This window comes from Pedobacter sp. GW460-11-11-14-TSB4 (genome assembly GCF_059423705.1).
Genome location: NZ_JBWKYI010000014.1, coordinates 41702 through 65069 on the forward strand (window position 1 = coordinate 41702; position 23368 = coordinate 65069).

Annotated in this window: 14 protein-coding genes; 6 read left to right on the forward strand and 8 right to left on the reverse strand. The window is 41.9% G+C overall.

Going from position 1 to position 23368, the window contains the following annotated elements; genetic code table 11:
* The first annotated feature begins 119 nt into the window (after positions 1–119).
* From AC07YT_RS14960 to AC07YT_RS14975, 4 genes are read left to right on the forward strand one after another with little or no spacing between them, the layout of a single operon-like run.
* Complete coding sequence (locus AC07YT_RS14960; RefSeq protein ID WP_086545817.1) at positions 120–3269, forward strand: SusC/RagA family TonB-linked outer membrane protein; 3150 nt, start codon at positions 120–122, stop codon at positions 3267–3269.
* A gap of 32 nt (positions 3270–3301) precedes the next feature.
* Positions 3302–5302 carry a RagB/SusD family nutrient uptake outer membrane protein gene (locus tag AC07YT_RS14965; RefSeq protein ID WP_086545818.1) on the forward strand — a complete coding sequence of 667 codons (2001 nt, stop codon included), beginning with the start codon at positions 3302–3304 and terminating at the stop codon, positions 5300–5302.
* Positions 5303–5321: 19 nt separating this feature from the next.
* On the forward strand, positions 5322–6356 hold the full coding sequence (locus AC07YT_RS14970; RefSeq protein WP_086545819.1) for a DUF5017 domain-containing protein: 1035 nt from the start codon (positions 5322–5324) through the stop codon (positions 6354–6356).
* Positions 6357–6404: 48 nt separating this feature from the next.
* The gene (locus tag AC07YT_RS14975) at positions 6405–7736 is read left to right on the forward strand and encodes a glycoside hydrolase family 88 protein (RefSeq protein WP_086545820.1); all 1332 of its coding nucleotides are present in this window, start codon (positions 6405–6407) and stop codon (positions 7734–7736) included.
* A gap of 72 nt (positions 7737–7808) precedes the next feature.
* Here the strand turns inward: AC07YT_RS14975 and AC07YT_RS14980 are convergent, their stop codons facing one another.
* A complete protein-coding gene (locus AC07YT_RS14980) occupies positions 7809–9026 on the reverse strand; it encodes a right-handed parallel beta-helix repeat-containing protein (RefSeq protein WP_086545821.1) in 1218 nt (405 codons plus the stop codon).
* 315 nt (positions 9027–9341) lie between these two features.
* Here AC07YT_RS14980 and AC07YT_RS14985 point away from each other — a divergent pair, with 315 nt between their 5' ends.
* Complete coding sequence (locus AC07YT_RS14985) at positions 9342–11222, forward strand: gamma-glutamyltransferase family protein (RefSeq protein ID WP_086545822.1); 1881 nt, start codon at positions 9342–9344, stop codon at positions 11220–11222.
* Between the two features lie 46 nt (positions 11223–11268).
* Here AC07YT_RS14985 and AC07YT_RS14990 read toward each other — a convergent pair whose 3' ends face one another.
* The 7 genes from AC07YT_RS14990 to AC07YT_RS15020 form a co-directional block, all read right to left on the reverse strand.
* Complete coding sequence (locus AC07YT_RS14990; RefSeq protein WP_086545823.1) at positions 11269–12249, reverse strand: PorP/SprF family type IX secretion system membrane protein; 981 nt, start codon at positions 12247–12249, stop codon at positions 11269–11271.
* Between the two features lie 18 nt (positions 12250–12267).
* Positions 12268–13212, reverse strand: coding sequence for a T9SS type B sorting domain-containing protein (locus tag AC07YT_RS14995; RefSeq protein ID WP_086545824.1), 945 nt, complete (start codon positions 13210–13212; stop codon positions 12268–12270).
* A gap of 38 nt (positions 13213–13250) precedes the next feature.
* The gene (locus AC07YT_RS15000; protein WP_086545825.1) at positions 13251–13943 is read right to left on the reverse strand and encodes a hypothetical protein; all 693 of its coding nucleotides are present in this window, start codon (positions 13941–13943) and stop codon (positions 13251–13253) included.
* 26 nt (positions 13944–13969) lie between these two features.
* Complete coding sequence (locus AC07YT_RS15005; protein WP_086545826.1) at positions 13970–16885, reverse strand: DUF11 domain-containing protein; 2916 nt, start codon at positions 16883–16885, stop codon at positions 13970–13972.
* Positions 16886–17511: 626 nt separating this feature from the next.
* Positions 17512–17646, reverse strand: a complete 135-nt coding sequence (locus AC07YT_RS15010) for a hypothetical protein (RefSeq protein ID WP_494945388.1) — start codon at positions 17644–17646, stop codon at positions 17512–17514.
* 108 nt (positions 17647–17754) lie between these two features.
* Positions 17755–18774 carry an NAD(P)/FAD-dependent oxidoreductase gene (locus tag AC07YT_RS15015; RefSeq protein WP_086545827.1) on the reverse strand — a complete coding sequence of 340 codons (1020 nt, stop codon included), beginning with the start codon at positions 18772–18774 and terminating at the stop codon, positions 17755–17757.
* Positions 18767–21499, reverse strand: a complete 2733-nt coding sequence (locus AC07YT_RS15020) for a hypothetical protein (RefSeq protein WP_086545828.1) — start codon at positions 21497–21499, stop codon at positions 18767–18769. The genes AC07YT_RS15015 and AC07YT_RS15020 overlap by 8 nt, the downstream gene beginning before the upstream one ends.
* 438 nt (positions 21500–21937) lie before the next feature.
* Here AC07YT_RS15020 and AC07YT_RS15025 point away from each other — a divergent pair, with 438 nt between their 5' ends.
* Positions 21938–23356 carry an amidohydrolase family protein gene (locus AC07YT_RS15025; RefSeq protein WP_145954220.1) on the forward strand — a complete coding sequence of 473 codons (1419 nt, stop codon included), beginning with the start codon at positions 21938–21940 and terminating at the stop codon, positions 23354–23356.
* The last annotated feature ends 12 nt before the right edge of the window (positions 23357–23368 follow it).

The window sequence follows — 23368 nt, forward strand, 5'->3', positions numbered from 1 at the left end:
ACTTATTATTACCCTTATATAAATTAATTTATACCCCTCGTTTCAGTCGGTTGCTTTGCAAATTTGATGGATTAATCTGCGGATTGATGATGAGAAAACCAAATTTAAACAAATGAAATATGAGAAAGATTTACCTCTTTTTAATGTGTATGATCTACGCCCTCGGTGCCTTTTCACAAACCCGAAAGGTGGAAGGAACGGTGACCGAGCAGGGATCGGGGATAGCCCTTGTTGGGGTGAGTGTATCGGTAAAAGGAACCAAAACTGGGGCCTCTACCGATAAGGACGGTCATTATGCCATTCAAGTCTCCACCAAGGAGAAAAGCACGCTTGTTTTTAGCTATGTAGGCTATCTTCAAAGAGAAATGCCGGTGGGCGATAAGGGCGTAATCAACCTGAGCCTCGCCTCTGACGAAAAAGCACTGGGCGATGTAGTGGTGGTTGGTTATGGAACAAGTAAAAAGGGCGATTTAGTAAGTTCAGTCGGGCAGGTCGATATGAATGATATGGCCAAAGCACCTGTTCGTTCCATTGATGAGTCGCTTGCAGGACGTGTAGCTGGTGTGCAGGTTAATTCTTCTGACGGCCAGCCTGGATCATCCGTAAATATTGTAATCAGGGGTGCGAACTCCATTACCCAGAACAATAGTCCGCTTTACGTGGTTGATGGTTTCCCGATTGAAGGCTTTAACCTGAATGTATTCGATCCACAGGAAGTAGAATCTATTGATGTGTTAAAAGATGCCTCAGCCACGGCTATTTATGGAGCAAGGGGTGCTAATGGCGTAATTATGATCACCACCAAAAAAGGAAAGATGGGTGCACCAGTTATCTCTTTCAGTCCAACGGTAAGTTTTGATAACAATATTAAAACCATGGAGCTGATGAACAGTTACGATTTTGCCAAAATGCAGCTCGAGCTGGTTCCAGGTGCACCAGGTTCGGCAAACGATCCTACACCGATTTATATCTTACTCACCAGACCCGGTAAAACCCTTGAGGATTATCGAAACGCACCGGCAACCGATTGGCAGTCGCCTTTTTTTCAAACCGGTTTAAGGCAAGATTATTCGCTTGCCCTTAGGGGAGGAACTGATAAAACCATTTATGCTTTATCTGGTAACCTGAACGATCAAAAAGGTACCATTATCAATACCGCCTACAAAAGATATCAGGGGAGGATAACCCTCGATCAAACCTTAAGTAAAAAAATAAAAGTGGGTGTAAATGCCAACTATGCTTATTTACTTCGTTCAGGAAATTCGGCTGCGCAAGGCACTGGTGGTAGTGGAACAACCAATATTTTATACAGTGTATGGGGTTATAGTCCGCTAAGTGAGCTCACCGAAGATGAAGCTATTGATGAAACCACTGCCAGCGGTGTAGATTATAAGTTCAACCCGATCATGAACCAGAACAACCTGCTTCGGAATAATAAAACACATAACTTAAATGTAAGCGGGTATTTTGATTATGCCATTACCGATAATTTAAAACTGAAAATAACTGGTGGGATCAATAATACCAGGGTAATTAGCGAAGAATTCAATAATTCTAAAACTTATCCCGGAAGCCCTAATACCACGCCTGGCAGAACCAGCGGTGTAAATGGATCTATTGCCGAAGCCAATACAAACAACTGGTCGAATGAAAATACCTTAACCTGGACCAAAACCTATAATAAAAGCCATAACCTGAATATTTTAGGCGGTTTTTCTACACAGGGCAACACCAGTAACGCTTTTGGTTTCGGGGCTACATTTTTGCCAAACGAAAAATTAGGTCTTAGTGGTTTAAACGAGGGGATTCTGAATCCGGTAACGATAGCAACCAGCTCATTATGGACTTTATCTTCTTTTTTTGGAAGGATTAAGTATAATTTTAAATCTAAATATTACCTCGAAGCCTCTTATCGCGCTGATGGTTCTTCTAAATTTGCCGATGGCAATAAATGGAGTTATTTTCCTTCAATCGGTGGCTCATGGCGTTTTATTAAAGAAGATTTTCTTAAAAATAGCAAAGTATTATCAGAAGGTAAATTACGGGCCAGTTTCGGAAAAACAGGTAACAATAGGGTAAATGATTTTGCTTACCTCTCTTCTAATGATGTAGTGCCTGGAAACTCTTACCCATGGAACAACAGTTATGTAAGCAGTATTATTCCTACCTCACTGGGCAATCCCAAAGTAAAGTGGGAAACTACCGATCAGTACGATGCGGGCGTTGACCTTGGTTTTCTGAAAAACAGAATTTCCTTAACTGCTGATGTGTACAAGAAAAACACCAAAGATCTTTTGCTAAGGGCAACATTGCCTACCTCATCAGGCTATACAAGTGCATTTAAAAATGTAGGTGCTGTTGCTAACCGCGGTCTAGAAATTAGCCTGAGTACAATAAATATCAGCAACAAGAATTTTCAATGGAACAGCAGTTTTAATATCTCCTTTAATAGAAATAAGGTTTTGGCACTTGCCGAAGACCAGCAAACTTTACTTTCGACCACAAATTGGGATAACGCTTATACCAATATCCCTTCTTACATTGCGAAAATCGGCGAGCCTTTGGGGCTGATGTACGGGTTTATATGGGATGGCGTATACCAGTACAGCGATTTTAACCGGACCTCAACAGGAGAGTACCTGTTAAAAGACAATGTGCCCGCTAATGGCAGTGCCCGCCAAAACATTCAGCCCGGAGATATCAGGTACAGAGATCTTAACGGCGATGGGAATGTAAATGCCTCTGATTATGCTGTTATCGGAAATAGTTTGCCGCTGCACACCGGTGGTTTTAGCAATAATTTTACCTATAAACAATTCGACCTGAATGTTTTCTTTCAATGGTCGTACGGTAATGATATTCAGAATATTAACCGGCAGGTTTTTGAAGGAAATGCACTAGGTAAAAGATTTCTGCAGCAATATTCAAGCTATACAGACCGGTGGTCGCCAGAAAATCAGGCATCATCTAATTACCGGACCGGTGGTTTCTCTGTTGCAGGTTATTCATCCAGAACCATTGAAGACGGATCGTTTCTCCGTTTAAAAACGGTTTCACTAGGTTATAATATTCCTAAACCGTTGTTAGATAGGGTGAAAATTAAAACTGCACGTATTTTCGTATCGGGGCAAAACCTCTACACCTGGACTAAATATACAGGATTAGACCCTGAGGTGAGTACTTACAGCTCGGTGCTTACCGGTGGCTTTGATTATAGTGCCTATCCAAGGGCCAGAACCATCGCTTTTGGCGCTAATGTTACTTTTTAAGAACGGAAGACATTCACAGAAATTCAATTGACATGAAAAAGATATTATATTTTCTCCTCATTATATCTACAGGTTTAGGCTCCTGTAAAAAGTTTTTAGCTACGGTACCGACCGACAATCTTTTGCCGGAAGAATACTACGATTCGGAAGCGAAGTTACTTAATGCGCTGGCTGGCGTGTATTATCCATTAGAAACCTCAGCGTTGTATGGGAATTTCCTTAGCAGTGATTATAATATTTCTGATGAAGCATTTTATCAGCGAAGTGCGCAAACTACTGGTGTATCGGTTTATAATTTCGACTATTCTGATGCCAGCGTTGCCGCCTTGTGGCAGCAGTGTTATGTTGGTATTGAACGGGCAAACATGCTTATTGCCAATATCAATGTGGCCAATATTGCAGAGAACAAACGTGCGCCGATTTTAGGAGAAGCGCTCTTTTTAAGGGGCTATTATTATTTCTTACTGGCCAGTAACTATGGCGATGTTCCCCTTAAAACCCTACCTACAAAATCGCCCTCAGCAGAAGATGTACAGGTTCCGCGTACACCATTAAAACAGGTATATGCACAGATACTTGAAGATATGACCAAAGCCGAAGGATTGACCAGTAAAATAACTGATCTGGGCTTTAGCGGCAGGGTAAGCAAAACCACTGTTGAAGGTATATTGGCCAGGGTTTGTCTGACTATGGCTGGTGCTCCGCTTAAAGACGAATCTAAATATGCTGATGCCAAAGCCTGGGCTTTAAAAGTGAAAGAATCAGGCGAACACCGTTTAAATCCAAGTTATAAACAGCTTTTTGTAAACATGCATCAGGATTTGTACGACATTAAAGATAGCATGTGGGAAGTAGAATTTAAGGGTAATGGTGCCGATGGATTGGGCTCTAATGGCAGGGTAGGCAGTTTAGGCGGTATTCAAATGCAGGTTGCAACTGGTATAGGGCTGAAAATCGGATACAGTTATGGCTTTTTGCATACCACCGCAAAACTCTTCAACCTTTTTCAGCCGGGAGATTTAAGAAGAGATTGGAACCTTGCACAGTTCAATTATATTGCCACTTATCCCGATCGATACTACTATAACTATTATACGGCTGCCCAGATATATAACCGCGACGCCGCTAAATTTAGAAGAGAAGCTTATGTGCTGGATAACAAAAACCAGAATACCACACCGATCAATTATCCTTTATTGCGGTATTCGGATGTATTGTTAATGCTTGCTGAGGCAGAAAATCACCTTAATGGACCAACAGCCTTAGCCTACGATGCCATTAACCAGGTTAGAAGAAGAGGATATGGAGTAGATGCGGCAACTGCTGGCGCAACCGTTTCAGTGGTAAACAACATGACGTTAGCTACTGCAGGAAATACCGGATACCTCACCACGGTGAATAATATTCCTGTAACATTATCAGGCGGTGGTGGTACGGGTGCAACTGCCGATGCAACGGTTTCGGCCAGTACAGGTAAAGTAATCGCTCTTGCTGTACTTAATCCAGGCAAAGGTTATACTGCTGCTCCAACGGTAACCATTGGGATGCAATGGCTAAGCAATACAGATTATGCGGTGGGTACACAAATCTTTAATGGAAACAATGTTTATACGGTTACAACGGCTGGTAAATCTACTGCGACGGCACCGGTACAAACTTCAGGGGCTTCTGCTGCGGCAACAACCGGAGCGGTATTTACCTGGACTGGTACACGGGCTACTGCTACGGCTACTATCGCAACAACAGCGGTTGATCTGAGCGGATTAAGCCAAAGCAGCTTTCAGCAGGCCATTGAAGATGAACGTTCGAGAGAATTGTGTTTTGAGGCACTGAGAAAACCCGATCTCATTAGATGGGGTAAGTGGGTTGAAACGATGAATAGCATTGGCGCTGAGATTAGGGCAAACGCTGGTGCTACTTTTTCTTACGGTGGTTTGGCCGGTTCAAACGTATTATCCAAACATCAACTGTTCCCGATTCCGGCAGCAGAAATTACGGTAAATAAGCAGGCTACCCAAAATCCAGGTTGGTAAATTTTAAATAGAAAAGATCATGAAATTATTAAATATCATCATGTTAGCAGGGGTACTAACTTTGGCCGCATGCGAAAAAACGATTGAGTCAAAACCAGTTGTTTTTGATGTCTTCAGTACAAAAACTAATGGCCAGTCTACCGCTACATTTAAAACAACAGACACTATTGTTTATCAGTTGAGTGGCAATGCCGATATCATCACTTTCTATTCCGGAGCAATAGGTCAGCGATATGCGTTTAGGAACAGGACCACAGCAAATGGTACGCCTCAGCTTCAATTTAGTTCGCTGAGGGCTAATGGTACACAAACAAATTCTATACAGTTACTCATCTCTTCTGATTTTAAAGGTGTGGTAGCCAAATCGCAGACCATTACAGGTGTGATTACCAGGGATACAGCGGCAACTAATGCAAATATTGCGGCTGCAGGCTGGACAGATATTTCGGCCCGGGCAACATGGTCAGCAGGAGGAATAACAGCAACGGCATCTGGTATCATCAACCTGTCTGATTACGCCAAACAGGAAAAACCAGTGTTTATCGCTTTTAAGTACAATGCTGCTGCAGGTAGTATCCAGAATAAATGGACGATTACCAATTTTTCACTAAATAATCTTTTGGAAGACAACACCATTTATACACAGGCTAATTTTGCCGCTTCCAATCAGTCTATCACTAATTATGGTGTAAATACCCCGGGTTTAGGCTGGCTTAGCATACTCGATGAAAAAGTGAATGCAAACAAGTACGCCTGGGTGTATACTACCGGTGTTGGAACGGCTGGTTCGCTGGTCATTACAGGTGCTTCAACGGTGGCTACGGCAACGGCTTCTGCTGAAGCTTGGGCCATAGTTGGTCCGGTCGACCTGCGAAAAGTAACGCCTGATGCAGGGGTGGGAATCAAAGATATTACGGCTAAGGTAGCGAGTTATACTGCTGCAACTGTATACCCAGTAGGTAATTACAAGCCAACTTTTGTAGCGACTAATAACACCGTTGATGGAACTTCAGCTGTTGTAAAAGAAATCCCTTTAACAATCATCGCTCCCTAGCCCAATATTCATCATAATCTTTTTTTGAAATTTAAAAATATTACATCTATGAAAAAAAAATATTTTAATAACAGGCAATTGGCTTTTTTCCTTACCCTGTTGTTAATGGTTGCAGTTAGCGCCTCAGCATTTTTATCGCTGTCGCCAAAAGAAGAATTGATCAGGAAAGATTTTAGCGTAGCCGAAGAGCAGTATAAAACCTTACTTAAAACCTCTACCGATCTGACCAGTTTTCCGAGGACAACCAAAAAAGATGGAACGGTTAAAGGAACTGATGTTTGGGATTGGACAGGCGGCTTTTTTCCGGGCGGTTTATGGTATATTTATGAGTATACCAAAAAGCCGGAATGGAAAGCTGCTGCTACAAAATGGACCGAAGCATTAGCACAGGGACAATTTATAACCAAACACCATGATGTAGGTTTTGTAATGTATTGTTCTTACGGCAATGCCATGCGTTTAGAAAAAGATCCGCAAAAATTAGAAAAATACCGTAAGATCCTGATCCAGTCGGCCGAATCTGCACTTACACGTTTCGATCCTAAAGTTGGACTGATCAAATCCTGGCAAGCTAAAAAATCATGGGACAATAAAACCACCTGGCAATATCCGGTAATTATAGATAATATGATGAACCTGGAAATGTTGTGTTATGTTTCGAAAATTACAGGTAACCCTAAGTACAAAGATGTGGCCGTAAGCCATGCATTAAATACGATGAAAAACCACTTTCGTCCTGATTTTAGCACTTATCATGTGGTCGATTATGGTGTCGGAGGCAAGGTGCTGCATCAACAAACTAATCAGGGTTATTCAGATAATTCTACCTGGTCTAGAGGGCAGGGATGGGCCATATATGGCTTTACCATGATGTATAGGGAAACAAAGGATAAACGCTTTTTGCAGGCAGCAGAAAAAGCTGCCGATTTTTATCTGGGGCATCCTAACCTGCCAAAGGATAAGGTTCCGTACTGGGATTTTAATGTTGGCGAGAAAGGTTATACACCAGATTGGGATTATGCCTCACGGAAACTTTCATATATCCCACGTGATGCCTCAGCTGGTGCTTTGGTAAGTTCGGCCTTGTTAGAATTGAGCACATTTTCTGCACAGGGGAGCAGGTATTTTAAATCAGCAGAGCAGATGCTCGAATCGCTTTCAGGAAATGAGTATTTGGCAAAACCAGGTGCTAATTCGGGCTTTATCTTAAAACATAGTGTGGGTAGTTTTCCTCACAACTCCGAAATCGATGTTCCGCTTATTTATGCTGATTATTATTTTCTGGAGGCCTTGTTGAGGTACCAAAAACTGAAAGGACAATCACCCGCACTCAGCGAAACCGGAAAGGCAATCAACTCATCCAATAAATACCAGAAGTAGGTTAGTAGTTATAGTCACTTCATCACTTTAAAAGATAGCAGTCATTAAAAATGGCTGCTATCTTTTTTTTATTTAATAATTGCCAGATTGGTTAATGCCTGCTTTAAGGTTAAGTATACCGTAATCATTGGTGTAAACTCCTCCATTTGCGGCATTAAAATTAGCAACATTAAGGTTATTCCCCGCAAAACTAATGGTTCCATTCGTTACCAGGTTCCCTTCAATGCGGAAAGAATATTCAGTACCTGTGGTATTATCGCGGTAGTAACCTATTCCATGATAAATATCATTAACATTAGTGCCAATATTAATGGTATTGTTGAGTACAATAACATTGTTTAAATACGGATACGCGGGCGTATTTGCATATTCGTAAAGTAGAATCCCTGAGGTATTAAAAGTATTGCCAGAAATGGTTACCTGTTGTCCGTTTCTTGCTTTTACCGCACCACCATCGGCGTTTGGCGGCCACCCTGAAATCGTATTGCCGCTTATTGTTAAACCATTAAAGCTATGGGCATAGATGCCATGGTCGGTTTGTGCTAAATCGGTGTTTAAAGCGGGGTTTCTATTGGCTACATTGTTGATGATCAGGCTATTGCTTTCGCTGTTGTCGTTAATTGCAGTAACAAAATAACCCGTTGTGCCGCCATTGCCAAAGGTGCAATTTAAAATTTTACTGTTAGTGGTGCTTTTTAGCCAGATCCCTCTTCCACTATTATTCTCCCTTCGTGAAAAAGTACAGGTATTGATCAATGAAGAATCGGTATCACTGAATTGAAGGTAAGCATCCGAATAATAGCTTTCAGTGGTTCCAGCCTTTCTTCTTCCATAATCAAAAATGCAGTACTTAAAGGTTACTTTAGCCGCATTGGCTATTACGAACCTGTAATTCCAAAAAGTGATCCCCGAAAAAACACAGTTGCTTAGTTCTGTTCCATAACTTGCAGCGAGCAGGTCGGTAGTGGTTGCTGTAGCATCAAAAATAGGGTTGGTGGCCGTTTTTTTAGCCAATATCACACCGGTTTTCATTACCACTTTACCGGTAATAGCATAGGTGCCGGCTTCTACCCAAACTGTATCTCCGGCTATTGCAGCGGCAATTACCTGATTAATCTGTGCAAGGGTCATTCCGGTGTTAATGGTTAAATCGCTCACCGAACTTGTCTGACTTTCCATCATCGATACCTTTTTTGCATCGAAGGTTGTGGCCTGCTCCTCATTTTCTTTTTTGCAGGATAATAAGAGAAGGCTTAAAGCCAGGCATAGAAATTGGGTTTTTCTTTTCATTGTTTTTTGAGATTAGTATTTGGTTAAGTTTTAATTGGTTGCGTATGGATGGTACACAATGGTTGTGGCTGGCAACCAGGGTGATATACTAATTTCAATGAAAAGCCAAAAAGCATAGGGTCAGGAATCGGTTTAATGAGGGGGATAAATCATCACCATACGCGAAAGGGTAATGTGCTGGTGAAGATGCATGTGTGATGATAATTTGTCTGCATAGCACTTAAATTTGTAACAAGCTTGTTTTAATGCGCTAAATGGAGGAATGGGGTTTGAGTATAGTACAGCTATGGTTCATATTTTGGCTATATTGGAGCTATGAAAAATTTAGCCATGTTTCTGCTATTATCACTCTCTCTTCAGCCTTTATTTGCACAGCAAACGCAAAAGCCAATGCTTTACGGCAACAGTTGGATGGCCATTACCGGAAAGCCGATGGCCGCAACGGCAGGATCGATGATCTTTCAGCAGGGTGGGAATGCCGTTGATGCGGCATGTGCCATGCTGGCTGCCACTTGCACCATGTGGGATACCCTGAGCTGGGGAGGAGAAACACAGGCGCTGATCTATAACCCGAACACAAAAAAGGTGATCGCCATTAATGCCATGGGTGTTGCGCCAACAGGTGCAACTGTAGCCTTTTTTAAAGCGAAAGGTTATAACTTTCCACCGGAATATGGTCCTTTAGCCGCAACTACCCCAGGTACACCCGGCGGACTGATCTACATGCTCAGTAAATATGGCAGCATGAGCCTGGGGCAGGTGCTGGCACCTGCCATGCATATGGCTGCAGGTTATGCCATAGAAGCACAGGCGGCAAACAGTATGGAGCGTGATAAAGAACTAATTAAAACCTGGCCTTACAGTAAAAAAGTGCTGTTGCCACATTTGGGCGAAAAACGTGAAGCCCCGGAAGCAGGAGAGGTTTTTATTCAAAAAGAATTGTTGGCCACGCTAACCAAAATGGTTGAAGCAGAGCAGGCTGCGCTGAAGAAAGGTCGCTCGCGACAAGAGGCTTTAATGGCTGCTTATGATCGTTTTTATAAAGGAGATATTGCACAGGAGTTTGTTCGTGGAAGTAAAGAACAAGGTGGCTTAATCACCATGGATGACCTAGCTAAATGGAAACCGGTTGAAGAAGAAGCACTAAGTACCGATTATAAAGGCATTAAAGTATATAAATTAAAACAGTGGACACAGGGACCGGTTTTACTTCAGGCTTTGAATATATTAGAGAATTTCGACCTAAAAGCAATGGGTTACAATAGCTCAAAATATATCCATACGGTTTATCAGGCCATGAACCTGTCTTTCGCTGACCGTGATTTTTATTATGGCGATCCAAACCAAAATCCTGCTGAGCCGATAAAAGGCCTGTTGAGTAAAGATTATGCAAAACAACGGGCATCGCTTATTCAGACTGATAAAAATGATGCAAGCATTGGCCCTGGCGATCCTTACCCATATGAGGGCAGGAAAAACCCGTACTTAAATCTGTTAAAAAGCAGAGGTTTTAATCCCGATACAGCTAAACGGAACTTTGCACCGAAACACGACCTGGGTAACCATACACCAAAAGAAATTTATGAAGACCGTTTATGGCGGGGAACAACATCGATAGAAGCTGCCGATAAAGCGGGTTGGGTGGTATCGGTTACGCCAAGCGGAGGCTGGCTTCCGGCCTGTATTGCTGGTAATACAGGTATTGGGATGAGTCAGCGCATGCAAAGTTTTGTGCTCGATTCTGCCTTAAATCCCTTTAATGTTGTTGCACCGGGCAAACGGCCAAGGGTAACCTTGTCGCCCTCATTGTTTATCAAAGACGGCAAACCTTTTGTATCGGCAGCAGTGCAGGGCGGAGATACCCAGGACCAGAATTTGCTGCAGTTCTTTTTAAACATGGCTGAGTTTGGGATGAATGTTCAAAGGGCAACCGAAGCGGCTAATTTCAACACCAATCAGCTTTGGCTTTCACTTGGTGGGACTAAAACGAGTGATAGGGAACCAAAGCCCGGTCAGATCTTGTTAAATACCAATACTAAAGAGGAGGTACGTAGTGAACTGAAAAAAATGGGTTATACGCTCAGTTTTTCAGAGCGCACCAGCGGGCCTATTAATGCCATTTATTTTGACTGGAAGCACAATAGTTTGCAAGGCGGATCGAGTAACCATGGCGAAGATTATGGTATTGCATGGTAGGGGATTAATTTAATAAATGATCTGTATCTCCCGCTTTCATTAAGCGCTAAAAATAACACTTTGGTCTTCGGCTCTTTTTGGTTTCGATGTAATAACCGACTGAGATTTCGTGCGATCCGTAATCATAATTGCTCAGTTTGTTGAGGCTGTAATCATAGCCATAGCCAATGCGTAAATTAGATCTGATGAATAATTCGCTGATGAAACCAACGGCGGCTCTGCTGGTTAATCCGCGCTGCAGGTTCTCTTTCGGGTAAATTTTTACCGAAGTGCGATAAACTGCCCCTAACCAGAAACGCTCTTTTACCAGTAGAAAGGCATTTAAATCTAACGAAGTTGGTCCGTGTAAATCGTCTTTAATTAAAAAGGTTGGTTTAAAAACAAAATCATCATTTACCGGTAAGGCCACTCCTGCACTGAGGTAAAAATGCGGTTGAATTTTTACGTTAAGTGAATTATAATCGCCAAATACCGATAAGGGTTTTGATAAGAGGTTATTTGCCGAAAAGCCAATAAAAAACTTCTCATTTGAATAATGGATGCCAGCGCGTATGTCAGGCATGGTCTGGCTTATTGATCCCGTAGGGATGCGGTTATCGCCCATTTCAATAGGATCTAACATACTGCCATTTAGAGAGGCTTGTATTACGCCTACGCCTAAACCGAAAGCAAGGATGTTGGTTTCAGTACGATCGAGTTTTATCCGGTAAGCAAAGTTTGCCGATGCATTCAACGTATTTTGTGCCCCTATTTTATCTTTGGTTACAATCATCCCAATGCCAAGGCTTTCATCATTTACAGCTTCATCAGCCGATATAGAAAGCGTTTGTGGTGCACCCCGAACACCAGTCCATTGTGCTCTGGCAAAAGCCTGGAGGTAAAGCTCTTCCTTGTAGCCCGTGTAGGCAGGATTGATGTACATGCCATTAAAAACATATTGCCCAAACTGGGCATCTTGCTGCGCAAAAACCTTAACAGCTGATATCGTAATGATCAAAACAAAAAATATCCTTTTCAAAATGTTCATGTCTGTATTTCGTTTTATTTACCTGATTACGGTTACATAACCTTTGTAATCTTGCCAGGTGGCTGTTCCATTTCTAACCTTAACCACGTAGAAGTAGGTTCCGTCTGTTAGCCCCGGAGCAGTCCAGTCGTTCTGGTAGTGATTGGATTGATAAACCGTACTTCCCCAGCGATTGATGATCGTTACTTCGTTCGATTCAAAAGATTCCAGGTGTTCAATATAAAAAGTGTCGTTCTTGCCGTCCCCATTGGGCGTGAAAACATTTGGTATTCTTAAGCCTGAAATCTCTTTATTATCGGTTGATGTATTGTTAGCCAGATTAGGATCAAATTCTGTTGCCGTTACAGTGGCGGTATTACTCACCATTCCTGATTGTTTAGATTTTACCCTGATGATCAGTTCGGCAAACTTACCATTGGCGAGTAACGGAATGTTCCAGTTGATGGTTCGGTTTAGCTGATCGTATGTGGCTACTCCATCTGTGGGCTGGGCCAGGTTTTCTAAAGAAAGGTTATCCGGAAGTGCATCTTTTATCACCAGCTGGGTGGCATCATCTGTACCATTATTTCTAACATTCAGGTAATACTCAAAAACCTGATCGCTCACGACAATCTTTGATTCTGATCGCTTTGTTATGGCTACATCTGCAATAAGCTGTGGCAATACCATCACTTCTATTTCATCTGAGATATCGGAGGTACAACCAAATTTATTTACCGTAGCAACTTTATAAATACCAGCGGTTGCCGTAATAAGTGTTGCTTTATTCTGGCCGTTCACTAACACATCATCCTTGTACCATATATACGAAGCTGCCCCAACCGAATTTGCGCGCAAAACCACTGACGACCCTTGCCTGATCGTAATGCTTTGCCGCCCTTTGGGAGCAATCTGGCTTATCGCTGTTTGAATAAAAAACAACATCAAAGCCAATGACAGAAAGGAGGATATCCTTAGCTTCATTGAAACAATAATCTTCAGAAAACGAACGAAACTTTAGCCTAGAAAGTAACTGCTGTTGCTGTACCGGTGATGGTTCCTGGCGTAATGGTTGGTTTTACAGGTTTAGCCGTTACCGTAACATCATGATCGGCCATCTGTGCACAATATTTATTGCCATTGATTACATAACCTACTTTTAAGCGATGCGTTTTTGTTCCAACTGTCGCCGGCGCCGATGGTGTATAATCTTTTGTTGTAGCACCTGATATAGCCGTTTCTACCCCGCCGGTTACGGTATACCATTGATAGGCCAGTGAGGTAATCGTTGGATCTTCAGGATTGGTCACTGCACCAACCTGGGCTAATGGACTTTCAAGACAGAAATTAGCTGGCGTAAAATCAACCACTAAAGGTTTAAGCACATACACCGGAATTTCCTGTAATTCTGACTCGCAAGATCCTGGTGTGGTTGATTTAGAACTTAAATAATAATAACCTGTGTTTAAATCGGCTGCCGCAATTTTATTTCCCGAAACTAAAGTAATACCGGTACTGGGTGTGGTGGTTTGCGTTGCGCTGTATTTAACAATCCAGTTTTCTCCGGATGGTGCAGCAGGTAAAGTAAGGTCAGACCCTTTGCAAAATAAACTTACGCCACTTGTGGTGGGTAATACCTGGGCCGATACTGTTGAAAATGTGCAGATTAACAGAAAGGTAATCGCTAAAATTGTTTTTGTAATTGAATTGTTCATGGGGACGATTTTTTTTGTTTGTTTAATTAATATTGTGATGAAGTGGGCACCAATACATGTGGTGCTGATGGTTTTGGATTTATTTTAATGTTAAAATTAATTTGCGTACTGCAACCCGCCGGATTTTTAATGGTCAATATGCCAGAATGAATCCCTAATGCTGCATTTGCAGGGATGCTAATCGGAATGTTTCCTGCGGGCAAAGGCTGGTTGTTAACCGGATCAAAACCTGCCGTATTCCAGCTAATGTTATAGGTTGTGGGGTTGTTTAATGCATTGGTGTAACTGAGCGATGAAGTGGTAAAACCCTGGCATATTTCAGGATCATTGCCTAAGGTTAAGTTGGGTAGTGCACTTACGGTGACGATAAAATCGGTTGTTTTCTCCACACAGCCTTTTGCGGTAGCCGTTATGGTGGCTGTCCCTGTAAATGTATTATCCCAGGTTACTTTTCCACTGTTTGCATCTATAATACCTGCCGCTAAAGGCAATATGGAATAAACGATGCTTGTGGCATTTGTTGCCGTTGCAACATAAGTATCAGTTCCGCTACCCGTACAACGTTTATCCGTTAATCCATTATTAAAAACCGGACTGCTTACATTTCCGTTTACGGTTATCTTTCCCGTTGTAGTGAATGGAGTTCCTGTAGTGTTGGAAACCGTATAAGTCATTGCCGGACCTGCTGTAGTTGGCGTGCCTGAAATGGTAAGTTTTCTAGTAGATGAATTATAGCTCGACGTTATTCCGGTTGGTAAACCTGTAACTTGAATACCGTTTGAGCCTGATGGAATATTGATGATGATATCGTCTATGGCTGTACCCACACAAACTTCTCTATCTTTAGAACCAGTTATGGTACTCACCGAGCTCTGATCGTTATTGGTTACCTGATCGGGTTGCGAGCCAGTAATCGTTGCTGTATTAATATTAGTTCCTGTTGTTACAACTTTTGCGGTGATGCTTAAGGAAATACTGGCATTACTGGCCAAATCGCCAATGGTCCATATACCTGAAATAGGATCGTAACTCGTGCCTGATGGCGCTACGCTAGATACATAAGTGAAACCACTGGGAAGCAGGTCGTTAACCGATACTCCAACCGCATTACCATTACCTAAATTTTCGGCCTTAAGCGTAAATACGACATTGCTGTTCAATTCCGGATAAGCTACATCAACCGTTTTAGTAATAGAGCGGTCGATATTACAAAGGGAAACCTTTAAGGGTAGAGAAGGTGCACTCAGTCCGCAATCTAAACTATAACTAACCGAATAATTACCCGAAGCACTAGCTACATAAGTATTGGAGTTTGCTCCATTTATCGGGCTTTCGTTAAGGTACCACTGATAATTGGAAGCATTGGGATTTGCTATAAGAGTTGCTGATGCGCAATTGGTTTGAGATACCAGTGGTTGATCGCCCTTTTCAGGGAAACGGGAAATAAAGTTCGACATCGAGAATCCATCACCTTGTTGCACCATCGAAACCGTGAGCCGCTCTGCACTGGTAATGGTGATTGCCTTTGGTGAGCCAATATCCGCTTTTGTAAAACTGATTAAATATAAGCCCGAAGTTCCCAGTGTTTTACGGTTTCCTATACCTGCTATACTTTCAATATCAGTATTGGTATAATTGGTTGTACCAAACTGGGTTGTGAGGTAGATTTTGGCCGTGCTTTTTGTAATGATGTAACCAAAATAAGATAAATCACTATTGTTATAATCGGTAAACTTATTGGTTTCAACTTTTTTAGATCCCGAACAGCTGGATATTGGTACCAAAGTAGCAACATCTACCTCGCAACCACCGCCGCCAGAAATACCAGCTGTACCTGAAAATACACCCACATTTTTAGTGGCTTCAATTCTTGAAGATGAATACCTCCCTGTATTTATGCCCGGCGGATTTGCCGCGCTATAGGTTCCGGAAACAAAACCATGCTCGAATGTTTTAAAATCGCCAGCTTGTGCCAGTGTAAAGTTAGTGGTAGTTTTCTGAGTACCGTTAAGGTCAAAACTGGTAACCGTAACCACGGTGTTAGCCTCTGTTGCAATCACTGTTGTTTGCTCGGCAGTTGAATTACCCTCGCCTCTAACCACTACATACTCCCGGCCTAGTGATGCTATTGGTGGAATTGGATTGTATGCACCATCTCCACAGCCTCCGGGAGCATCCAGATCTGCAGCGGTATTCATTACAGCAGCCCCTGAAGATTCTACCAAAGTTCCCATAGGCGCAGTAAATAAATAACTCTGTCCGGCATTTAATGTTGCCTTTGCTACACCAGCTATTTTAACAATCGTGTTATTTTCGGTAGCCATAATGCTATAGATCGGTGGATGTGTACTGGCAAGATTACCATTCCTATAGTAACCTACGCGGAAAGAGGTTCCGATTGCGGCATCACCAAAGCTGAAAAGAGAGGCATTACCCTTAATATCCGTATCCGTACCATTAGTTCCTAAATCATCTGATGCTACATTTCTTAAATTCACTGAAATAGATCCGGTAGCTTCTACTATTAATCCGGCTCCGGTTAGTACAGTGTTTAGCTGATGCGCAGGTACATCTTTAGGTAGTCCGGTAAAGCGATAAACAAAAGGCGTTCCCTGCACACAGGTAAAAGTGGTAACAACAGTACCGTCGCTTTTATATATTGTTCCGGTAACGGTTCCGATATCTGATGTAATCACAATTTCATTGGCCTTACTCCAATATTGCCAGGGGGCAGGCGCAATATAATGTTTAGTGTAACTAATTGCAGGTAAGTTTTTTATGGTTCTGGCACTAGCTTTTGAAGGAGAAGGGATTGGTAAATTGCTAAAGCCCGCGTTGGTTACGCTTTTAATTTCATGGCGCGCAAATGCAATATTTGCTGAGCATAGCAATATTAATCCCAGTAACCCGTTAAATAAAAACAGCAGAAAAGCCTTAATCATAAATAACCTGTTGTTAAACCCATATGTTGCTTAACATGGACCTAATCATTCATTAAAGGCTGATGGCGTTTTAATAAATTTTAGCATAATAAATCACTTGCCTATGTAGGTTAGGTTTGATTTATCGTGTAGTTCGAATGTGTCAGTTTGTTGGGTTCTTTGGTCGAAAGTAATTAAAAAAATGCACTAAAAATTACCCTCAATATTAATTTTTAATGCACTTTAAAGCTGTTTAAAGGCATTTTTTGCATAAAAATTAGCACCTGTATTTCTACTGATACACCTTTAATTAAAAACCGATTATCTTCTTTTAGATTATTAGAATTTGATTGATGGGTAACTGATTTGTAGTCAATTAATTATGATGCTGTAGCAAGTCTAAAACTACAGCGGAAAGCGTTTGTATGAGAAAAAATGATTTTTTTTATAAAAACTGGAAAATTAAAAGAAAATATGAGCTCATTTTTCGAGCCCAGATTGTTAATTTTCATTTCGAATAAACCAAAGGTTTATAATGATCTTGCGTTGGTAGTTGATCAGTTTTGTTTAGTTCACGCTAAAAAGTCAAACCGAAATTTCTTGACGTAACAAGGTATAATTCACCCCAGTTTAATTGAAGATTAATTTTAGTTGGTGTTGTCCGGCTCAGGCGTATTGGGCGTTTCATCTAAGGCTTCTATTCCGCAAGCTGCCCAGATAAATTTAAAAATATTTAGGAATTCACATTGGATATCCCTGTCAGATTGTATTTCGTTTTCCATGTTGTGCCGCTTTAATCTTTATCGAAACAAAGAAAGGCTGGTTTTGTGTTAACGAAGGTAATCCTTTAATGTAAGTTTACTGTTGTCTAAATGTTAAGGATCATGTTTTTAACCATTAACCGTTTCGGTGTAATATTGATTTAACTGGCTGACCTTATTCCGGAAAATCTGCCGGAACCATTGCTGGTAATGCGCACTAGCAATGCTTTCTGAATGTCCTTTGCTCAAAATGCCGGCAATCGTATCGGCCGCAAAAATGCCCGACATTGCAGACATCAATATTCCCTGACCAGATGAAGGATCTAATAGTCCTGCTGCATCGCCACATAAGAAAGTGCGATTGCTATAAACCTGATCGTATAATCTCCAGCGCATGCTATGCACTTGAATTGGAGAAACCAGCAGGGCATTCGATAAAACTGCCGGAACCTCGTAGACTTTGTTTTTAGTAGATGATACCTGTGTCCAGGTGCAATAATGATTAATTTCTGGTGCCAGCCATAGCCAGTTCTGCCTATCTTTCTGGAAAGATGTTTTTAAGCTGGCCATCAGCTTGCTATCGCTTATCCGGCTAAGTCCGCTCCAGCAAATAATTGGATTGGAAAAGTTGGTTTTACTGATTTTAAATAACTTGCCTGCCAGCTGCTCTTTACCGCTGCCATCGATCATAAATCTCGATCTGATCTGGCTTCCATTTGACATGCTTACCTCGATATAATCTTTTTCCCTTCTGATGGTTCTGATCTTTTCATCAGTTATGGTAGCTAATCCATAAGAAAGCGCAACCGCAAAAAGGCTTTTTACAAATCCAGGTTTATCGATATGAGTTCCGGTCCAGGCGCCATTTTCATCCCGCCCCAATTCCTGAAAAGATTCACCGTCATAAATCCGGGTATAACTACCTCTGGCATTTAAAGTAATTGCTTCATGGGCAGAAAGCATGTTCATAATCGTGTCCAGGCCAGGATGAACACTCTCAGCAGGTGTAGACTGAAAAGGATAATCCAGCCTGGTGATATCTTTGGTTATCATCACACAGGTCAAGTCCTGTTGCAAACAGCGTATGGCCGCAGAAATACCTGCGGTGCCTCCACCAATAATAATAACATCGTAACATTTTTCAGGCATACTTCCAATTGAGTTGAGGCTGGCCACCAAGATCTTTAGGGAGGAGTTTACACCAGGCTAAGCGATTTTGGGTAACCTGACAAATAACCAGGTAGTCAAAACCCATTCTTCTGCGTTTGCTATCAGGTGCTACCCAATGGTAAGTTTGCGGATCATCCTGTTTATCATATTGCGGTTGAGCGAACAAATAAAGATACCCGCTGCCTTGAATGCCGTCTTTTGCCTGTGTTGACCATTGTTTCGACAGGCCAATCAGATTGTCAGGTATGCCAATTCCAAGCGCGCCCGTGCCCCAATCGGATACTTTTTCAGCACTAATTAGCCAGTGTTTTGAAAATCGAAAGGTATTGCCCTCCACAGCGGTTTTACATTTTCTAAGGCATTCTATACGGGCCATCAATTCCTGGCAATCCATATTTCTGATTAAGGACATGTTGAATCCAACGGCAGGATTTAGCAGGTTTTCTACATAGTCAGCTCGCCCGATATCGGTAAAATTGATCTGGAAACTACCCTTAGTATATTCTAAAAAAGGACCTTGTTCTCCATCCCAGCCATAACATTCCTTAAGCTTCGTTCTGGGGTCAAAAAGCCCGGGATGCCCTTGATGGATGCCGATTTCCTCATCAAGTAACGGAATAGCTGTAGGCGGAACGGTTGTATCGGTTAAATGAAGTCCTTTTTTTTGTGGGGTAGGCAATGCCGATAAGGAACCTTGAAATGTTCTCGCCGCATCGGGCGAAGCCACAGGCCACATGCCATTGGCTGCCGCACAAAGTTTCATATCCTCTGGAAAGGGCGAACCCAATCCAAATGTGGCGAGAAAGGGATGATTTTTGTCATTATCCGGAGAAGAATAGGACGCTTCCCAGCCTGGGGCAAATACAAAAGCTGCGGTATCGGGCAGAAAACTGGTGGCCATATAATCACGTAACTCAGGTGATTGATATTTCGCATCACCCTCATAGTTGGCATTACAGGTTTTTCCCGCACTAGATACGATGGCCAGCATGGTATGTTGAAGCTGATAGGCATTAAGGTTTTCCTGAGCCGAAAATGCAGGCTTGCTTTGGTTAACAGGATCTACAATGGATGGGTTTGGCTGAAGACGGCAATAACTCAAATTTTCAATTCCACCTTCTAAAAAGCTGGTGTCAGTTTGATCATATTTAGTCAGGTCGTAACTATCGGCAAAAGGGAAGAAATCTGGTGCAGCAACAAGCGAATATGCCGGCAGGATTTTATCGTCGAGGTTTACCGCCGGGCTTCCCTTTATCTTACAGGAAATACTGCCTTCACAAATATTGTCTTCAAATAAGGCGGTTTTATAATTGCCATTTTTAATTTCAGATTCAAAATTACTGGTACCTGCGCCCATATTTTTATATTGCCGGGAATCTGCCGAGACTTTATTCCTGATGTTTAAAAACATGGGAACATTTCTGGGCGCATTAAACCGGGTGGCTTTTAAACTCGGATAAATTCCCTCCGTGAGGATGTAGTCAAGGATGTTTAAATTTTTATTTTCCAAAAGTTTAAGCGATGTATATCTTCTGTCAGACCTTAATCCTGTACCTTGCTTCGGTTTTACATTAATGCTTACAATTAATCCATCTTGTTTGGCAACTGATAATAATTTGGAAGGAAAAGAACTTACCAGCAAAGAAGAACCCTGCTTTTCAAGATCAACCAACTGGTTGTTGCTTGCAGGTTGTAAAGTTCCATCACTGCTCGATCTGCTTTTGCGAACAAATGGGGCTTCATTGGTTCGGTAAGCAGCAGACATGTCTACCTGTTTGCTAACAGCCAGTTTTCGTAGTTTTTCGTTCAGGTGTGTCTCGTAAAAAACAAGTTCCCCGCCGTTAATTAATAGGTCTGAGTTAAATACCTTACGAATGGGCTGTAAGAAGCTGCGTTGCCGGAATAATTTATAATCATCAGATTCTTCGCTGTAAAGTTTGACTGCCCTGCAAGGAACAACCTTTGCAATGAAAAGCCCAAATCTTGATGGTGTTACTGCTATTGCTTTCTGATCGATGCCGTCAGATGGGGCATTAATAAAACAACGTTTTTCGGCATCATAGTTTTTGCCATATTCGCCGATTCTCGAAATACCCGTTCTCGAAAAAACCAAATCGGCATAGGGTGCTTTATCGGGTGTTTTATACGCCGGACGGTATTCGTAGGCAAACATGGCCAGCACATAACCTGTCGGTAATTGGTTTAACGGGTATTTAAAGGTCTGTAACGAATAAATATAATCTTCCAGCTGATCAATTTGCTGGAGTGAGGGATATTGTGCAGGAGTAAATGGGACACCATCCAAAGTTGGACGTACCCGTGGACTGGCCAGTGCATGGTATAACAAACTCATCGAAGGGCGGCCAGCTTCAATCAAACACATCCCTGCAAAATCTTCAAATCCTGTTGGAGTACCGATGGGCTGGAAGGGCTGTGTCAATTTATGGGCAAGTTCAGTATCCAATTCATCGAGTTCAATGCCTGTGATATTTTTAAGATAGGCAATCCATTGATTGTTTTTCAACCATGCTAATAGTGAGATAAAATTTGCATGCACCACTGCAGGAGAGGTAGAGGATGTTAAAAATTCAAAAATATCATCCTCCTTCTTCGCCTGAGAGCTGGTTGCCAAAACTGCTGAAGGAACTGCGCCAGCGAGCGTCAAGCCAATTCCTAAGTCCTGAATAAATTTTCTGCGTTTCATTTAGTTGTTGGTTTAAGCGCGTTAGAGTTTAAATTTTAATGATGCCTGTGACTGAAAGTTGATCAGCATGATAACGAATAACAACGGTCTGTTCCGGTTTGTCTCCTGCATTATTCTAAGTTATCGTCAGGCATAACAGTAGTATGTATTGGTTAGGCCAATTTAACCAATGTGGTGCAGAATGCAAATACCCAATAGCCGGTATTTACGGTATTTTTTCGATACGGTACAAATGGATTTATACCCAGTAGCGGGTATTGGAATCTATCAGCTGTTCCGTTATATTTACGTATTCGATAACTGTTCACTTTTAATGTAGAAGCGTCACGTTATCTGCCGTTTAAGTGCTGTTTTCTTTTGAATTAATGTTACCAGTATATCCCCAAGCGGATTTTGTGCAGTGCCTTAGGGCGTATTTCATCTAAAACCTTTCAGCTCATGAATATCTCCATTGCAGATTTACATTGCCATCCTTCGATGAAACCTTACGGACGTAGCTTTCCCGATAGGATACCTGGTGCAGACCCTTTGGTAAAAGACTGCATATATTACTATGGTAATCCGCCCTTTGTTAAAAAGATTCTCAATAAAATTTTAGGTATCACCAGCTTTCCCCAGGCAGGTATTCAGGCACTTGAACAAGGAGGCGTCGGACTTGTTTTCTGTTCACTTTATCCTTTCGAAAAAGGATTTGTGCGGAAAAATGCCTTACCTGGTGATTTGGTTACAGATAGTGTAAATCTGGTTACTGGCATTGGAAAAGAACGCATACATTATATCCAGGATCAAAACAATGGGTATTTTACCGACCTCGAAAATGAATATGCTTTTTTAAAGGCTTTAGATGGAAGGGTATTCACCTTTGGATCGAAGAAACTTAGGTATGTATTATTAATTGATTTCCAGCATATCGCCCAGAGCACCGATGATGAGGTGTATACCGTGTACATTGGATTATCTTTTGAAGGGATGCATGCGCTTTACAATCGATTTGAGGATGTGGGAAGCGATGATCCTTTGGTAAAACAAAGTTTAATGGATAACCTGGCTAAGGTAAAAGCATGGCCACACTGCCCTTTGTTTGTTACTTTTGCCCATCATTTTTATAATGGTTTATGCGGGCATGCAGCTAGTTTAACCGATTTTTCTGTGAAACTGATCACCAATCAAAGTGTGATGCTTGGAACAGGTCTCAATGCATTGGGCAAGGATATGATCAGGGCTTTGTTGGCTAAAACAAACGGTAAGCGAATCCTGATCGACATTAAACATATGAGCGTTGCGGCCAGAAAAGAATATTTCGAACTTTTAGACGAGGAATATAAAAATGAGCACATCCCCATAATCGTTAGCCATGGTGCAATATGTGGCGACGAATATGCTTACAATTGGTTTTTAAGTGCAGATATCAACTTTTCTGATCGCGAAATTGTACGTATCGGGCAAAGTGAAGGGCTGTTCGGGATACAGTTAGATGAACGGCGTATTGCCAGTAGTCATGAAATTGCTCTCTTTAGAAAGCACCTTGGGACAGAGGCCATCTTGCTCCATGCGGCACTATTTGTGTGGCGGCAGATCCGTTATATGGCGGTGCTGCTTGATATCAATAGACTTCCGGCCTGGGATATCCAATGTTTGGGGAGCGATAATGATGGTATTGTTAATCCTATTGATGGGATATGGACTTCTGCTGACTTTGGATTGCTCAAAGACAGACTTCTTGTTCATGCAAATGCCTTTGTTGAAAATCCAGATTACAGCATGTCGATGCCAGGCAACCTCATATCAGGAGCGGAAATTGTAGAGAAGTTTATGAGCAGGAATATGCTCAGCTTTATGGAGAAAAATTTCAGGTAATCACACATTAAC

Excerpts from the sequence above, each read along its gene's own strand:
- AC07YT_RS14960 (WP_086545817.1), top strand. The coding sequence starts at position 120 with ATGAGAAAGATTTACCTCTTTTTAATGTGTATGATCTACGCCCTCGGT.
- AC07YT_RS14965 (WP_086545818.1), top strand. The coding sequence starts at position 3,302 with ATGAAAAAGATATTATATTTTCTCCTCATTATATCTACAGGTTTAGGC.
- AC07YT_RS14970 (WP_086545819.1), top strand. The coding sequence starts at position 5,322 with ATGAAATTATTAAATATCATCATGTTAGCAGGGGTACTAACTTTGGCC.
- AC07YT_RS14975 (WP_086545820.1), top strand. The coding sequence starts at position 6,405 with ATGAAAAAAAAATATTTTAATAACAGGCAATTGGCTTTTTTCCTTACC.
- AC07YT_RS14980 (WP_086545821.1), bottom strand. The coding sequence starts at position 9,026 with ATGAAAAGAAAAACCCAATTTCTATGCCTGGCTTTAAGCCTTCTCTTA.
- AC07YT_RS14985 (WP_086545822.1), top strand. The coding sequence starts at position 9,342 with ATGAAAAATTTAGCCATGTTTCTGCTATTATCACTCTCTCTTCAGCCT.
- AC07YT_RS14990 (WP_086545823.1), bottom strand. The coding sequence starts at position 12,249 with ATGAACATTTTGAAAAGGATATTTTTTGTTTTGATCATTACGATATCA.
- AC07YT_RS14995 (WP_086545824.1), bottom strand. The coding sequence starts at position 13,212 with ATGAAGCTAAGGATATCCTCCTTTCTGTCATTGGCTTTGATGTTGTTT.
- AC07YT_RS15000 (WP_086545825.1), bottom strand. The coding sequence starts at position 13,943 with ATGAACAATTCAATTACAAAAACAATTTTAGCGATTACCTTTCTGTTA.
- AC07YT_RS15005 (WP_086545826.1), bottom strand. The coding sequence starts at position 16,885 with ATGATTAAGGCTTTTCTGCTGTTTTTATTTAACGGGTTACTGGGATTA.
- AC07YT_RS15010 (WP_494945388.1), bottom strand. The coding sequence starts at position 17,646 with ATGGAAAACGAAATACAATCTGACAGGGATATCCAATGTGAATTCCTA.
- AC07YT_RS15015 (WP_086545827.1), bottom strand. The coding sequence starts at position 18,774 with ATGCCTGAAAAATGTTACGATGTTATTATTATTGGTGGAGGCACCGCA.
- AC07YT_RS15020 (WP_086545828.1), bottom strand. The coding sequence starts at position 21,499 with ATGAAACGCAGAAAATTTATTCAGGACTTAGGAATTGGCTTGACGCTC.
- AC07YT_RS15025 (WP_145954220.1), top strand. The coding sequence starts at position 21,938 with ATGAATATCTCCATTGCAGATTTACATTGCCATCCTTCGATGAAACCT.